Genomic DNA, 15,199 nt, shown 5'->3' on the forward strand with positions numbered 1-15,199 from the left:
GCCGTGTGTTTGGTTTTTAGGCAAGGCAGAGCCTATGAAGTGTGGTTATTCCCCATAAATAGGCGATAACGTAGCATAAAGACCAAACATGCGCTGCCCAACGGGTTCTTTTTAGGGACGATTAACTCCTTGTTGTTCGCTTTTTACTTAGCCCACTAGGTTACAAACCTCACGCCGCGATTTAATCGCCCCTAGATTGAACAAATTTCAATCCACAAAGGTCAACACGCCCTGAGCGCTCGCTTTAAATTTGGGTGCTCTGCTAACCATTGCGCTAATTGCTCTACGCCCGCTAAATGCGGATAATGTTTTCTGCAAGCAAATACCACATTACGTTGCTGATTAGGAAAAATAGGTAAATAATCAATCCCTACACGCGGTGTACATGCAAGCCTAGGTACAAATGTCACCCCATCATTTATAGCCACCAGCGCCAGTAAGGTTTCTAAACTATTGCCCTGATATTGGTTTGACACATCCACCCCCGCAGCAAAACAAAACTTTTGGGCTTGATCTTTAAAGCAATGACCATCACTTAACATTAATAGGCTACAACTTTGCAGGTCGCTCAGCGCTACTTTTTTACGGTTAGATAACGGGTTATCGGTTGAAACAGCAACCACAAAATCTTCTTTGTACACATTAACCGTATGGTAGTTTTTAAGCTCTGGAACGTCAGCTAGAATTGCAAAGTCGAGCTCGCCGTTGTCAAGCGCCTCTAACATAGTTGCTGTTTGCATTTCTATAAACGAAAAGTGGCTATCGCTAAACGCCGCTTTCATAGAGGTTAGTAAAGCGCTAAGTAAATACGGTGCAATAGTAGGAATAATGCCAATTCTTAGCTTACCTTGCAGCGGCCCGTTTGAAGTAGCTGCCAGCTCTTTTAAGATTTCTGTTTGTTCTAAAATAACGTTTATTTGTGTCAACAAACGTTCACCTTGCGCTGTTAATGTAACCTGCTTCGTTGAGCGGTCAAATAAAACAACACCAAGCTCTTGCTCAAGCTTTTTTACTTGCCCACTTAATGTAGGCTGGCTAACAAAGCACGCATCGGCCGCTTTGCGAAAATGCTTATGGTGCGCTATTGCTTTTACATACTCTAAATCTTTTAAGTTCAAATTCATCTCCACCTGATAGGCTACACCTATTAGTTTAATACAAACAAACGATTGGAACTATATTTAAATTCTCGCCATAATGGCTCCAACAAATCAAGAGGAACAAACTATGTTAAAGAATATTGAAGGTCAAACAATCCCAAGCGTTACATTTGCAACACGTCAAAACGACGAATGGAAATCAGTAACTACAGATGAAATTTTTACAGGCAGAACCGTTGTTGTGTTTTCACTACCGGGCGCGTTTACCCCAACCTGTTCATCAACTCACTTACCACGCTACAACGAGTTAGCTGGTGTTCTTAAGCAAAATGGCGTTGATGAAATTGTATGTGTATCAGTAAACGATACATTTGTAATGAACGCATGGGCAGAGCATCAAGAAGCGCAAAACATCACATTATTACCTGATGGCAACGGCGAATTTACTGACGGTATGGGCATGTTAGTCGATAAAAACGACTTAGGCTTTGGTAAGCGCAGCTGGAGATACTCTATGCTAGTGAAAGATGGCGTTATCGACAAAATGTTCATTGAACCAGATTTACCAGGCGACCCGTTTGAAGTTTCTGATGCAGACACAATGCTTGACTACATCAACCCAAAACAAACCAAGCCAGAGCCAGTTACCGTATTTTCTAAGCCTGGTTGCCCTTTCTGTAAAAAAGCAAAAGAGCTACTAACAGAAAAAGGCTACGCATTTGAAGAAGTTGTTATGGGTGCAGGCGCTACATTAACAAGCCTTAAAGCAATCACTGGCCGTGATACCGTTCCACAAATATTTATTGGTGGACAACACATTGGCGGCTCAGACGAGTTAGAAAAATACTTTGCTTAATTAAGTAAAAAATAGCAGGGGCGTAAAAGCCCCTCTATATCAATCTCATCGCTCAGATTGAAAATAATAAAGGATACCACTATGAAAGAATTGCAAACCGATGTTGTTGTTATAGGTGCAGGTACTGCAGGCTTAAGCGCATACCGTAACGCAAAACAATTCACCCCTAACGTTTTAATGATTGAATCAGGTCCCTACGGTACTACCTGTGCACGCGTTGGTTGTATGCCAAGTAAATTACTGATTGCCGCAGCCGAAGCCGCGCATTCAATTGAAATGGCACCTGCATTTGGTGTACATAGCTCAAAGCCACGAATAGACGGCAAAGCAGTTATGGCACGTGTTAAAAGCGAACGAGACCGCTTTGCAGGATTCGTAGTAGAAGCCGTAGATGACATACCTGATGAAGATAAAATTCGGGGTTACGCTAAATTTTTAGACGCCAACCGCGTACAAATTGACGATGACATCATTATAACCGCTAAACGTTTTGTTATTGCTACGGGTTCGCGCCCATCATACCCTGGCGTGTTTAATAACTTTGGCGACAAACTAATTATTAACGATGATGTATTTGACTGGGATGACCTACCAGAATCAGTAGCCGTATTTGGCCCAGGTGTAATAGGCCTAGAAATTGGCCAAGCACTGAGCCGCTTAGGCGTAAACGTAAAATTATTTGGTGTTGGCGGCGCGATTGGCCCACTTACCGACCCAGTCGTAAAAGACTATGCAAACACTGTTTTTGCTGAAGAATTTTTTGTAGATACCGACTCAAACGTATCTGACATGATGCAAGTTGGCGATAAAGCCCAGCTTACATACACTGATAAAGACGGTGCTAAACACACCGAGCAATTTGACTACGTACTTGCAGCCACAGGTCGAGTACCCAACGTAGACAAACTAGGGTTAGAGAATACTGGCATAGAGCTTGATGAGCGCGGCGTACCACACGCAGACCCGCACACAATGCAATGTGGTAACTCAAATATATTTATAGCGGGCGATGCCAGCAACATGATCCCCCTGCTACACGAGGCATCTGATCAAGGCACTATTGCCGGCCAAAATGCTGGGCGCTTCCCCGATGTACGCATTGGCCTTCGCCGCGCTAAAATTGCCGCCGTATTTAGTGACCCGCAAATAGCAATGGTTGGCGAAAGTTATTCGCAAATTACAGAGCGCTTAGGTGAATGTGGTTGCTTTGAAGTAGGCGAAGTGAGTTTTGAAAACCAAGGCCGCAGCCGAGTAATGCTTAAAAATAAAGGCCACATGCGCGTTTACGCAGAACAAGGCACAGGCTTATTTTTAGGTGCAGAATTTATTGGCCCACAAGCCGAACACCTTGCTCATTTATTAGCTTGGGCTGTGCAAAACAAAATGACCGTACCAGAAATGCTGGACATGCCATTTTACCACCCAGTAATTGAAGAAGGTTTACGTACTGCCCTTCGCGATTTAAATGCCAGACTTAAATTTGGTCCAGATATTATTAACAGCTGTATGGAATGTGGACCAGGCGCTTAAGTCCTATACAGCAACAAAACAAATACATACTTGCTAACAAAAAGCCAAAACAGTCGTTTTGGCTTTTTTATGTGCTTTTTTAACCCTCATACCAACTGTATTAAATTATGCGTTACTTGTAGCCACAGATAAATAAAGTAATAACAACGCATTAATTTTGATATGTACCTGTTCTACTTAAAAATTTACAACGCCGCTTACGCTTTATTTAGCACGCTAGAATGACTAAATATTTAATTAGATTGCTATAACCTCTCAAAAATCATTTTAGCTGTTACACTTATTTGATAACTCAATCACAACAAGATGGAAAAGCTATGCCCAATAACAAATTTAGACTAGTCACCCGCAGCGATTTTGACGGCTTGGTATGTGCCGTACTGCTAAAAGACTTAGACCTAATTGACGACATATTATTTGTACACCCAAAAGACATGCAAGATGGCAAAATAGACATAACTGCAAACGACATTACCACTAACCTACCCTACGTTGCAGGGTGCCACATTGCATTTGACCATCACTTAAGCGAAACCGTACGTAACGCCAGCGATATTAAAAACCACGTAATTGACCCTAAAGCCCCTTCTGCTGCACGCGTTGTTTATGATTATTATGGCGGCGCAGAAAAATTTCCAAATATCAGCACAGACATGATGGACGCGGTAGATAAAGGCGATGCCGCGCAGTTCTCAAAAGACGAAATACTCAACCCAACAGACTGGGTATTAATGAACTTTATCATGGATGCACGCACAGGCCTTGGCCGCTTCCGCGAGTTTAAAATTTCAAACTACCAATTAATGATGAAACTCATCGATGCCTGTAAAGATCAAAGCATCGAAGAGATTTTAAAAATGGAAGATGTAGCTGAACGCGTTGCGCTATATAACGAGCATAACGAAAAGGCCAAAGCGCAAATAGCACAATGTGCAACCGTGCATAAAAACCTCGTGGTACTAGATTTAACCCAAGAAGAAACCATTTACGCCACCAATCGCTTTGTTATTTACGCCCTATACCCCGACTGCAATATATCAATTCACAAAATGTGGGGCCTTAAAAAACAAAACGTAGTATTTGCCATAGGTAAATCAATCACCAACCGCAGCTCAAATACCAATGTTGGCGAGTTATGCCTTAAATACGGCGGTGGCGGCCACTTAAACGCCGGCACCTGCCAAGTAGAAACCAGCAAAGCCGAAGTGGTGCTTGGTGAGCTGATAGATAAGATTACGAGTGATGGTTAATTTTAGCTTTTAGCTTTTAGCTTTTAGCTTTTAGCTTTTAGCTTTTAGCTTTTAGCTGTCAAAATTGTAAAGCGAGTAGATTTATATTTACTCGCTTTTTATGTGTAGTTATTAAAATTACTGTTTTACTAACACTTCAACTCAGTAGTTAATAGTATCTAGTTTTTTAAGAGCGGCTTTGAGCGATAAGCGGTCATTGAGATTGGCTAAATATCGTCGCTAATTGATTTGTTAAACAGCTCTTTGCGCATATATTAATGCAAATGAGCGACGAGCACATATTGTTCTATTTAACTTCTCTTTAAAGTTTTAGAAAACTTAGTGATAGTAATGCCTTAGGTAATTTGTTAAAACTATACAAAATAGATAAATGAGCGTTAGGTCGGCAGCGGTGAGCGCACTATTAAATTGTTATGTGTTTCTAATTATTGCCTGGAGAAAGGTGTGAGTCTTGATACTGAAGATGACAAAAAAGTGAAGAAAGAAGATGATTATTGGGAATGGTTTCTTGCTGACTGGCCAGGCCTCTCTATCGGATTACTTTCAATTATGTGGTCTTTGGCAACTTCTCCAAAGTATAAACTAATAAATGGTTTCGAAAGCGTTTTAGTAAATACTCTTCCTGGTTTATTTGCGTTAATATTGCTTACTTTTGGGCTCATTGGCAGTCAAACAAAGGTTGGTAAATTTATTACATATTCTATTTGGGCAATTATTACATTCAATATCATACTCCAAATGTTTTCTGGAGGTTCAAGTGGTGACTGTAGTAGAGCAAGCCCACAGTTTTGTTAGTGTAATAAACACATAACAAGAGGAGCCTACGCTCAATCGAACTACTGTATAAAAGGCTTTGGTTGCAGCCAAAGCTTGGGCCTCACATTACCCGAACCAGGTTAGAATAATAATTAATTTATGGGTCTATTGTCCATACAAGTCGTTAAAGCAGGACAAATAACAGTTGGCTTTTGCTCATTTTAGCCAACAATTTTGCCAGTTAATTAGGTGTTAGATGAGTTATTAGCATTTTGTCGTATTTAAAGGATTTCAAATGAAACCACAAACATTAGCTATATTTATTATTGGCATAATAACAATTTCAGTATCTATTTATCTTGGTTTTACATATGAGAAATCCACTTTTATGAAATCATGCAAAATAGAAATGGCTAAACAATTTGCTAATAGTAAACTTAAAGCTAACATACAAGATGTTGAGTGGACATGTGAAACTATGTATATAAATAACGGGAAGCTTAACTAAAAGCACCATGCAAGTCGTTTAAAAGGATTAAAAACAGTTGTTTTTAATCCTTCGTTGACTATTTAATTGACTCTTTACAAGGCGTGACGAATGTCTGCTGTTGGCACTCTCCAGCCACTCGACAGCATAAAATATTGATAATAATTGATAAGGTATTTTACTGTGTCGGATGGCGCTTCGCTTATCCGACCTACGCAGGCACAAAAGAGTTACAAATATTGCATTAGGTTTTTGATTTTATTGGTAGCCCCTGCAGGAATCGAACCTGCAACTGCCCCTTAGGAGGGGGCCGTTATATCCATTTAACTAAGAGGCCGCATCGAGCTTACAGCTTACAGCTTACAGCTTACAGCTTACAGCTTACAAAAATTATAACGGCATCTTGTTTTTCATATCAAGCTAAAATTAACTTAATTGCTTGATAAATATATATCTTCTTTGTTTAACACGTACAGTGGTATGAGTTTGCGGCTGCTTGCCACAATATGTTTGCTGTGAACATTTATAACGCGGGTATTTACTGCTACGCCATTTGGGCGGTAAATTAACGTACCTGCTAATACGTAGTTAGCCATGCTGCTTTCGCTTAGCTTTTCTATATCACGAGATAACACAAAGTCGCCTCTATTTGATACATCAATGTTGTCCATGGTTTTAAAATCGACCACGCCGTAGCCAAACTTTTGCAGCTGATGAATAAACGTCTCTGCTAATTGATTACCCAACTGATTACTTTTATTAAGCGATGCGTCTAAATCGACAATGGTGGTAACCGCTATGTTGATGCTATTGTTATCGGGCGCTTCGGCTTCAAGCGTATCAACTAAATCCAGCGCCATTTGCTCTACATAGTTTGCCAATGTTTTGTGATGTTTAAGCGGTGTAAACTGCCTTGCTGTGTCGTACTCACTTTGCTGCTGCACAGATTGGTTAGCATATATTGGCGTTGGTTGGTTACTTTGCGTTACCACGGTGTAATCTGAGCGCGTGTTAATGTTTTCGTTATGCTCATTATTTTGCGTTATTGAACAGCCAGTTAATGCTAACATTGCCGTTAGCCCCGCTATAGCAGATAGTTTGTAAAACATGGTCAACCTCACTCGCTGGCTTGTTTAAGCATAATTCCGTCGGTGCGATAGCTACTGTTTAACGCATCAACCACTGATTGCGGTATAAAACCTTGCGCACTGCCCACTACTGCTTTACTTTTAATGCCCACTATTCGTGCATTTACCAGTACGCCGCCTTGGTGGCTCACAAGTGTTCCTGCTAATACGTAATTAAAGTTTTGATCTTGGTTTAGCTCTAGGTAGTCGCGGCTAAATACAAAGTCGCCTGCGGGGCTTACGCGCATATAATCGGTGGTTTTAAAATCGATAACCGGTACTCCAAAACTATGCAGTTCGTGCATAAAGCTTTCGGCTATTTGGTTACCTAACAGGCTTCCATCACTGTAATCATCATCTAAAAACACAAAGCTAGAAACGGCAAGTGGCGTTTTGTCGTTTACGTATTGCAGGTTTTCGACCATGTCTTGCATTATACCGCGCACATAATGGTTTATATTTTTGCGTTTTGCAGGGGCACTTTTAGTGTAGTTGCTTTGCTTGTTTAAATTAGACTGAAATAACGCGTCATTTGCTACAGGTGCTTTTACCGCACGTTGCTCTGAAACAAGCTGGGCTGCATTGTCTTGCTCAACTTGCTCCGGCTCTGAATGTAGCGAATTTAGCATTTGCGAACAGCCAAAGCCTAATGGCAAACATAGGGTAATTAATAGGTTTCTCATGGTGTGCTCCTGATTAATATTCGCTGCGGTACAAAGAGCCGTCGCGCTGCTGAATTTTTTCACTTCCCCACATTACATTTATAGGGATCTCTGTGCTGCCTGCCGACAATACTTGCTTGTTTTCAATATTAACGAGTCGTGCATTAACTATATACGCATGCTGTTGGCGTGTTACAGTGCCGGTGATGACTAAGTCAATATTTTGGCGATTGCGTAGTTTACTTAAGTCGCGGCTTAATATGCTGTCTGCGTTTTGCGCTAATATAAGGTTATTACCAAGGCGGTACTCAACAGTATGATAGCCAAGCTGGGTAAATTGCGTTAGTAAGCTTTCTTGAATTTGTAAGCTCAAACCCGAGGCCTGCCCTGCTACTAGCTTAGTATCTAAAGCATCGGCATAAAAAAAGCTACTCACACCAATGCGCGCATTGGCATTTAAAGCGCCATTTATATGATTAAGCTGCGAGGTTAGATTGGCTACATACTCGTTTACAGTATAGGGTGCCATTGCTGCTTTTGGCGCGTCAGTAGGTACACTCGGTTCAGGCGGTGGAACCAAATTGCAAGCAGTTAAATTTAACAATACTAAAGGCAGTAAAAGGCGCATAGTTGCCGTCCTCTTTAAAACATATCGAGGATAAAGCAATTATTATGCCTAATTAACTTTGAGGCGTTTTGACATAATAGGTTACAAAGCAGTTATTAATTTTTATTAATGACTTACATGCATCTTCAGCTGCTTTTTTTGTTTTAAACGCACCAAGCTTTAACCTATAAAATGTGTGCTGCTCAATGAGTACTTGTTCGGTATTAACTTCAAGCATATTTGGCACCGATTGATATTGTTTTACAGCCGCTTCAAGTACCGCTTTATTTTTATAAGCCCCTACTTGAACTGCAAACAGCGCATTTGGATTTATAACAGCTAAGTGATTAGCTTGCTGGGTTTGCTCTAGCTCTGGCTGCGTATTTAGTTGTTTTAATTTATCGACTGTGCGCTGTAATTCACTTTCTAGCTTTAACAGTCTTTCTAATTGAGGCTGGGTTTGTTGCCACTGCTGCGCAGACTCTTTTAGTACAGCTAAATCATCCTTTTTAATAAACACCGCCTGCTTTTGATCTGTCGCTAGTGCGTGAGCACTGTTTGCTAATGCAGAGCCTAAAACTAATGTAGCTAAAAAGTCCTTGTAGTGCAGCATAAGTATGTTGTTAATTTGGGTAAGAGTGGGCGCTATTTTAACAGCCAATCAACGCTTAGCAAGTCAGGGCTATCGAGCTATCAGCTTTAAAGTTTAATTGGCTTGTCGGTATAGTTACTTACAATGCAGTCAAGCTTATACATTTTAAATACTTCACAGTCGGCTTTGGCATTTTTAAGGCTTTTATAAGAGCCAAGCTTCAAGCGATAAAAGGTTTTATCATTTATTTTTGCGGTTTCTACGTTGGTTAATATTTTATCCCTAAATAGTGGTGCTGCTTTAGTATTCAGCTCTTGCCAAGCCTTGGCTACATCTTGCTTAGAGTCGACCGAAGCAACTTGTAATGCAAATACATGTTTAGGTGTATTAAGCTTTATTGTTTGCTTTTGATTATTGTTAGCGGCTTTATACCTTTGCTGGCGACGTGGCTTGTTACTGACTATACGCGAAGGTGTACGAGCATAGCGGCTGCTGTAGGCAGGGCTTGCATTAGATTGTGCAATCGCCTTAGAGTTTATTATATCTATATGATTAACGAGGTAAGTAATTTCTTTTTCAAGCTTTAAAATGCGCTCTATACCGGCGCGTGCTTGTTGCCATTGCATGGCGGCATCTTTTAATTGGGCCAGCTCCAGTGCCGTTATCGATACGTAATCGGGCGCGGTGTTAGGTATTTCATTATCAATAGCAGGTTTAGCTGTAGGCGTAATAGAGCACGCCGAGCCAAACGTAAGCGTAAAAAGGCATACAAAAAAGTGTTTATAATATTTTTTTAATTTAAGCATGTACCCGTTATCCTGAAAGCAGTGCCTGTGCACTTACATTTCAGTTAAACATTCTCACAAGAAAGCGTTTAACTTAGCAATTTAAACAATGAGCAATTTTTGCTCCTGCACGCTAATTGACCTACATAGGTAATAATTAACGTATCCCTTCCGTGAGTTTGGCTTTTAATACAACTTTAATGCCAATTAACATAAACTTTACAATATAAATTACGTTATGTAGATATATAACGCAAGTCAAATTCAGAACATAAATAAGCGTAGACCATTTTTACAACTAGCATGTTTAATTAACCTGAGCTCTACTTAAGAGATTAACTAACATATTGAATTAGGCTGGTATTTAAATTTACTCTATCTAGCCTGAAATTTTTAGTGAAAACAAGGCAAAATTACGTCTCAATAAGGGGCCTATTGCAAGTAAATTCAACGTAGTTAACGCTATAATAACGGCTCAAGATAGATTAATTACTTAGCGTACAGATTAGCTAGTATGCAAAATTGTAAAAGCACTATTTAAAAGCTTAGCATTTGTGTTTTTTTATAAAAAAAGGCGCCTTTAGGCGCCTTGGTCGGTGATTTAATAAAACCTAAATTAACGATTTAATAAATGTTTTTAAATCATCTGCAAACTCGTCGCGGCGCAGGGCAAACTCTATCGTTGCTTTTAAGTAGCCTATTTTGCTGCCACAATCATGGCTACGGCCTTTCATTGCGTAAGCGTCTACTTTTTCTTGCTCCATTAGCATGGCAATTGCGTCTGTAAGTTGAATTTCGTTACCAGCCCCTTGCGGCGTTTTAGCAAGCAGTGGCCAAATTTTTTCGCTTAATACATAACGCCCTACTACCGATAGGTTTGAAGGTGCTTCATCTACTGGTGGTTTTTCTACCATGTTAATAATTGGCGAGCTTTCGCCTTGGTGAAGCTCTATGTCACCTAAATCAACAACACCAAATTTGTCTACTTCGTCCATGGGTACTGGCTCAACCATAATTTGGCTGTGCTTAGTTTGTTCAAAACGGGCGATCATCTCTGCTAGGTTGTCTTTTTTAAGATCGCTCTCTACGTCATCAACAATCACATCTGGCAAAATAACCACAAAGGGTTCGTTGCCAATAATTGGCGCAGCACAATTAATTGCATGACCTAAACCTTTGGCTTCCCCTTGGCGCACGTGAATAATGGTTACATCTTTAGGGCAAATTGCCTGTACTTCGGCAAGTAATTGCCGCTTTACACGTTTTTCAAGCGTGGCTTCTAGCTCAAAGCTGGTATCAAAATGATTTTCGATAGAGTTTTTACTTGAGTGCGTTACAAGTACAATTTCTTTAACGCCTGCGGCTACCGCTTCATTTACTACATATTGAATAAGCGGACGGTCTACCACTGGAAGCATCTCTTTAGGGATGGCTTTTGTGGCAGGTAACATACGCGTTCCGAGGCCTGCTACTGGGATCACTGCTTTCATCTTGTTCTCCTTAATCTTATTATACTGAAAACGGATATTGGATTGGTTCGTGGCATTGATAGCCTACTACTTCAAAATCGTCTCGTGTTACCCATGTTTCTATATCTTCTAGTGATTTTATGTTTGGGTTAATATTTAATTGCGGTGAATCGAACGGCTCACGTTTTAACTGTACATCGCGCATCAACGGTAACTGGTTTTCGTAAATATGCGCATTAGCAATTTTATGATACGCCTTGCCTGCTTTATGGCCGGTAATTTGTGCAACCAAGGCCAGTAATACAAAACACTGAATTTGATTAAAATTAAGGCCTAGAGGTTTTACAACCCTTAATTTATGCACAATACGTTATGCAATATAGTAAAGTGTGAAGTATTTGCAATGTGCAAAATTATTTTATGCACATTTCGAAATTAATTTTAATACTCGAACAATGAACCCTTTACTAACTCTAAAATTAACTTTTATCAATTCGGATATTTATATATTCTAACTTAAAGAGTACCCAACAACCACTTATCAATTTTCGTTTTAAATTATATATTCTTAAATTAAATACAAAGTCAGAAAAGTGCCATGAGCGGACAGTGGTAACGCCCGCATTTACGGCTGGATTGGATCGCAGCGGAAAACCAGTCCGACAACACGCGTTTATTAGTTGAGAACAACACGATCTATATTCCAATTTGTATAATTGTAATCAGTAAATTTTATTGGCTCACCATATTGGATAGGATTTCTGGCCATTGCTTCAATTACCGCTCTTTTGGCACTGTCTAAGCTATCAACCCAAGCTTTAGAAAAATAACTGTTTTCAATGTAGCTAAAGATAATTTCAATTAATCTGCTTGGAAGTAATGTTTTATCTACCTCAATCAGAGATTCAATGAACTTGGTGCATTTCTTATACTTCTTGGGCCATGAGAACACAATCGCATAACCTTGGTCAGTATTCAGAGTGTTTACCGATAGGTTCTCAACAAACTTTACACCCGGTTCCAGTGACTGGATTCTCTCTTCATCTATCGAAAAGTCTGGAGCAAATGCACCCCCGACAACTACGCTTAAGTCACCGCTGAAATAGAATGAAGCGCTTTTAAACTCATCATAGCTTTGTTGCCGATGATGATTTACATACAAATTTAATGTTTCCTTAAAATCCTCAACGCCTTTCATGAATCCTTGGTTCATTGCTTCCAAGGTTCTTTGCAGTTCGAACTGTTCTTCATGCTTCATGCCTCTGTCGACATTTTCTTTCATGAAAGGAAGACCTTTTATAACACTTACCTTCTTAAAATATTCGAGTGCATAAGCGCGATAACCTGCTATGAAACACTGTAATTGAGAGCCTGTGTAGCTTTCATCCTCTATGGGGCTAAACATTGCCTTGTCATGAACTCCGCAAAACCCTTTAAAGGTAGATGCTTTTTGCCAGCCTAATTTTGAAATTTCTTTTTTACCATTACTGTCAATACTAAACTTGTAAACATGACTGGTGTCATCAATGATATGTTTTAAAGGTCCACTCTTTTGAATCGAATGCGCATCAATAACTTTTTTACTACATTGGCCTTTCCCTGCTTCTGGGTGAAGACATTCTTTATGTGCTGTCTTTGACTTTATTTCGGCAAGCAGTCGCCCTATTGGATGAGCAATTTCATCTGATCTTAAATAATGACATTTTTTGTATTTCTTACCTGAACCACACCAACACGGCTCATTTCTACCAATTTTAGCCATACTTTCCTTGATCAACTAACGAGCCTGTAGATTAACTCGTTTTAAATTTATTTTTATTGATGAATTAACCATAGCCGAGTTCCTATTTTGGTTCAATTGATTACTGTATTTTCCCGCAGAAAATAAAAAGAGCTTGGTGTTGTTTTAATTGGCGTTTTGGGAGGGATTACAGGTGTTTGAGTGGCTTATTTAAGGTGATAAGGACTTAACTTTCTTAATGCAGCCTGTTTTGCAGCTTTTCTATGTTATGAACAAGGCAATACAGCTGCCATTGGGCATTCACTTTCGTTTGTCCCCGTAAGGTTAATTTATTCATGCCTTTGTTTACTGTAATATTCCCGAACACTGGCTCTATACAGCCAAGTCGTTTACTGTACTGCCGTCGCCCCATCGGGCTGTCTATTTTGACCTTCATTTTATCCATGTAGCTTAACTTTTTACGCGATTCATCATTTTTAAACTGCACTTGTCGCCCTGTTTTTATAGGTGGCTTTCGCATGCACTGCTGTTGCAGTAGGCATACTTTACAGTCTCTTAAGTAACCGCAGAATCGGGTGTATTGTTGGTTGTGGCTGTTTACATTAACTCCGCTTCGCCACATATCATTGCCTGCGGGGCACCGGCAGGTTTGGGTTGCTTCATCATAGTGGAAGTCGTTTGAGGTAAATAACCGAGGCTTGCCTTTACTGCGTTTTAATCGGCGTTTTTCTTGCTCTGTTTCATAGGTTTCACTCTCTTTAAATAGCGGATTTCGTTTTCTAAACTGATTATCGGCTATGTATGTATCAAACCCACTTTGCGCCATAAACTCTAGGTTTGCTTCGCTGTTAAACCCACTGTCTGCGGTGAACTTAATTGTCCGTTCGTCTGTGATTTTATCAGTATTTAATTTATCAAGTTGTCGTTTTAATTGCTCAACGGCTGGCTGGAGTGTTTGTTGCTCGCCCACTGAGCCCCATGCTTGTGCTTGCAGTATAATTTGGTGCTTGTCGTCATTTATCGCAATGCCATTGTAGCCTTGAATGATGCCTTTGGAGGTCGTCATTTTTGCGCTGTCTGGGTCGGTGATATTACTTTTAACTGGCTTGCCTTTACTGCCTGTTTTCTCTTGATGGGTGGCTAGAAACTCCGTGATTTTAGCGGCGCTTTTATCGAGTTTTTCTTTTTGCTTTAAGTCCTGAGTGACAAGTTCTTCACTTAGGCCATCTTGGGCTTGATGGCGTTCAATGATGCGTTTACTTGCGCGCTCTAGTTTTGCTTTTTTGCGACCAAGCTCATCAAATGTGCCGCTCCACTCTTTACTCGCATTGGACTTTAATTTACACCCATCAATAGCAAATAGGTTGCGGCCTACCAAGCCTTCTTCATCACATATCATCAGTACTTGCGTAAATAGCGGCTCAATCTGTTCATGCATTTTAGCCACGAAGCCTGCTATTGATGTGTAATGCGGCTGAATATCACCCGACACACTCATAAATAAAATGTTCGTCTCACACGCTTTGGCAATTCGGCGGCTACTTATTAACCCATGCGCATAACCGAGTAAAATAATCTTTAGCATTACCGAAGGCGGATACGCCGCGGCACCCGTTTTATCGTTGTTATACCACGCGTCAAAGCCCGACAAGTCGAGTTTATTTTCGACAATATAACAAAGCGCATACTCAAAGGTACCTAGTAAAATTTGCTCAGCGAAATTGATGGGGATGAATTTATTTTGGCAGGATAAGTCAGGCTTGTAGTTGGCCATAACAATTTACCGTGAGTGAATAATATCTATTAGATCACAGCAACCCTGTGGTTTAAAGGTTAAAAAACAATCAGTTTTGTATAGTAGGATATGTTTCTAAAAAGAGTAACTCTACAGCCTCAACGGCCTGTTAAGGTGTGAGCAACGCAATACAAAAGCCACCGCATACCACCTTAAACACTAAACACAACGCATAGTAAAAATGCCACGCGTTGCGAATCACTCTTAAACAGTTTGTTATATTTTTTGTACGTATGACTTAATTTCATCAAGATTAAGAGGCTCTTTGCGCAAATGAGCAATCCTGTGATCAGTGCCACTTAAGTCGAGAATACACGGCGCGTTGAGAACTTATTGATTTATAATGAAATATAGCACTTAAATTGAGATTTATTAACTAAATTACACTCTAAAAATAATTATGTTTTTTATTAGGTAAATTTCTTAAACAACGAGAAATCGC

At 40.0% G+C, this 15,199-nt stretch carries 14 protein-coding genes, 1 tRNA gene and 1 pseudogene; 5 read left to right on the forward strand and 11 right to left on the reverse strand.

The features are described from left to right. Positions 1 to 221: 221 nt before the first annotated feature. The gene (locus tag AN391_RS18325; protein WP_200910102.1) at positions 222 to 1,118 is read right to left on the reverse strand and encodes a LysR substrate-binding domain-containing protein; all 897 of its coding nucleotides are present in this window, start codon (positions 1,116 to 1,118) and stop codon (positions 222 to 224) included. A gap of 109 nt (positions 1,119 to 1,227) precedes the next feature. Here AN391_RS18325 and AN391_RS18330 point away from each other — a divergent pair, with 109 nt between their 5' ends. From AN391_RS18330 to AN391_RS18350, 5 genes are all read left to right on the forward strand, one after another. Further along, a complete protein-coding gene (locus tag AN391_RS18330; protein WP_055016720.1) occupies positions 1,228 to 1,956 on the forward strand; it encodes a glutathione peroxidase in 729 nt (242 codons plus the stop codon). Between the two features lie 81 nt (positions 1,957 to 2,037). Then, the gene (locus AN391_RS18335; protein ID WP_055016721.1) at positions 2,038 to 3,486 is read left to right on the forward strand and encodes a dihydrolipoyl dehydrogenase; all 1,449 of its coding nucleotides are present in this window, start codon (positions 2,038 to 2,040) and stop codon (positions 3,484 to 3,486) included. Between the two features lie 317 nt (positions 3,487 to 3,803). Next, the gene (locus AN391_RS18340) at positions 3,804 to 4,736 is read left to right on the forward strand and encodes a hypothetical protein (RefSeq protein WP_055016722.1); all 933 of its coding nucleotides are present in this window, start codon (positions 3,804 to 3,806) and stop codon (positions 4,734 to 4,736) included. Between the two features lie 444 nt (positions 4,737 to 5,180). Continuing rightward, positions 5,181 to 5,531 (forward strand): hypothetical protein, encoded by a 351-nt coding sequence (locus AN391_RS18345; protein ID WP_055016723.1) that lies wholly within the window; start codon positions 5,181 to 5,183, stop codon positions 5,529 to 5,531. A 256-nt stretch (positions 5,532 to 5,787) separates the two neighbouring features. Then, entirely contained in the window at positions 5,788 to 6,000 is a 213-nt protein-coding gene (locus AN391_RS18350; protein WP_055016724.1) for a hypothetical protein, read from the forward strand. Between the two features lie 241 nt (positions 6,001 to 6,241). Here the strand turns inward: AN391_RS18350 and AN391_RS18355 are convergent. The 10 genes and pseudogenes from AN391_RS18355 to AN391_RS18400 all read right to left on the reverse strand — a co-directional run bounded on the left by AN391_RS18355 (position 6,242) and on the right by AN391_RS18400 (position 14,736). After that, positions 6,242 to 6,316, reverse strand: a tRNA-Arg gene (locus AN391_RS18355). A 94-nt stretch (positions 6,317 to 6,410) separates the two neighbouring features. Further along, positions 6,411 to 7,088: a FlgO family outer membrane protein gene (locus tag AN391_RS18360; protein ID WP_055016725.1), complete on the reverse strand. Its 678-nt coding sequence runs from the start codon at positions 7,086 to 7,088 to the stop codon at positions 6,411 to 6,413. Positions 7,089 to 7,096: 8 nt separating this feature from the next. After that, a complete protein-coding gene (locus AN391_RS18365; RefSeq protein WP_055016726.1) occupies positions 7,097 to 7,789 on the reverse strand; it encodes a FlgO family outer membrane protein in 693 nt (230 codons plus the stop codon). 13 nt (positions 7,790 to 7,802) lie between these two features. Further along, positions 7,803 to 8,396: a FlgO family outer membrane protein gene (locus tag AN391_RS18370; RefSeq protein ID WP_055016727.1), complete on the reverse strand. Its 594-nt coding sequence runs from the start codon at positions 8,394 to 8,396 to the stop codon at positions 7,803 to 7,805. Between the two features lie 52 nt (positions 8,397 to 8,448). Beyond that, positions 8,449 to 8,988, reverse strand: a complete 540-nt coding sequence (locus AN391_RS18375; RefSeq protein WP_152967918.1) for an SPOR domain-containing protein — start codon at positions 8,986 to 8,988, stop codon at positions 8,449 to 8,451. Between the two features lie 86 nt (positions 8,989 to 9,074). Next, positions 9,075 to 9,773 carry an SPOR domain-containing protein gene (locus tag AN391_RS18380; protein WP_055016729.1) on the reverse strand — a complete coding sequence of 233 codons (699 nt, stop codon included), beginning with the start codon at positions 9,771 to 9,773 and terminating at the stop codon, positions 9,075 to 9,077. 590 nt (positions 9,774 to 10,363) lie between these two features. Continuing rightward, positions 10,364 to 11,242 (reverse strand): UTP--glucose-1-phosphate uridylyltransferase GalU, encoded by an 879-nt coding sequence (gene galU, locus AN391_RS18385; RefSeq protein ID WP_055016730.1) that lies wholly within the window; start codon positions 11,240 to 11,242, stop codon positions 10,364 to 10,366. Positions 11,243 to 11,261: 19 nt separating this feature from the next. Continuing rightward, positions 11,262 to 11,561: pseudogene (locus tag AN391_RS18390) on the reverse strand (thymidylate synthase); the annotation flags it as partial. 336 nt (positions 11,562 to 11,897) lie between these two features. Further along, positions 11,898 to 12,983, reverse strand: a complete 1,086-nt coding sequence (locus AN391_RS18395; RefSeq protein ID WP_055016732.1) for a YecA family protein — start codon at positions 12,981 to 12,983, stop codon at positions 11,898 to 11,900. 214 nt (positions 12,984 to 13,197) lie between these two features. Then, positions 13,198 to 14,736: a transposase gene (locus tag AN391_RS18400; RefSeq protein WP_055016733.1), complete on the reverse strand. Its 1,539-nt coding sequence runs from the start codon at positions 14,734 to 14,736 to the stop codon at positions 13,198 to 13,200. Positions 14,737 to 15,199: the final 463 nt, after the last annotated feature.

The organism is Pseudoalteromonas sp. P1-13-1a, from assembly GCF_001401875.1.
GTDB lineage: Bacteria > Pseudomonadota > Gammaproteobacteria > Enterobacterales > Alteromonadaceae > Pseudoalteromonas.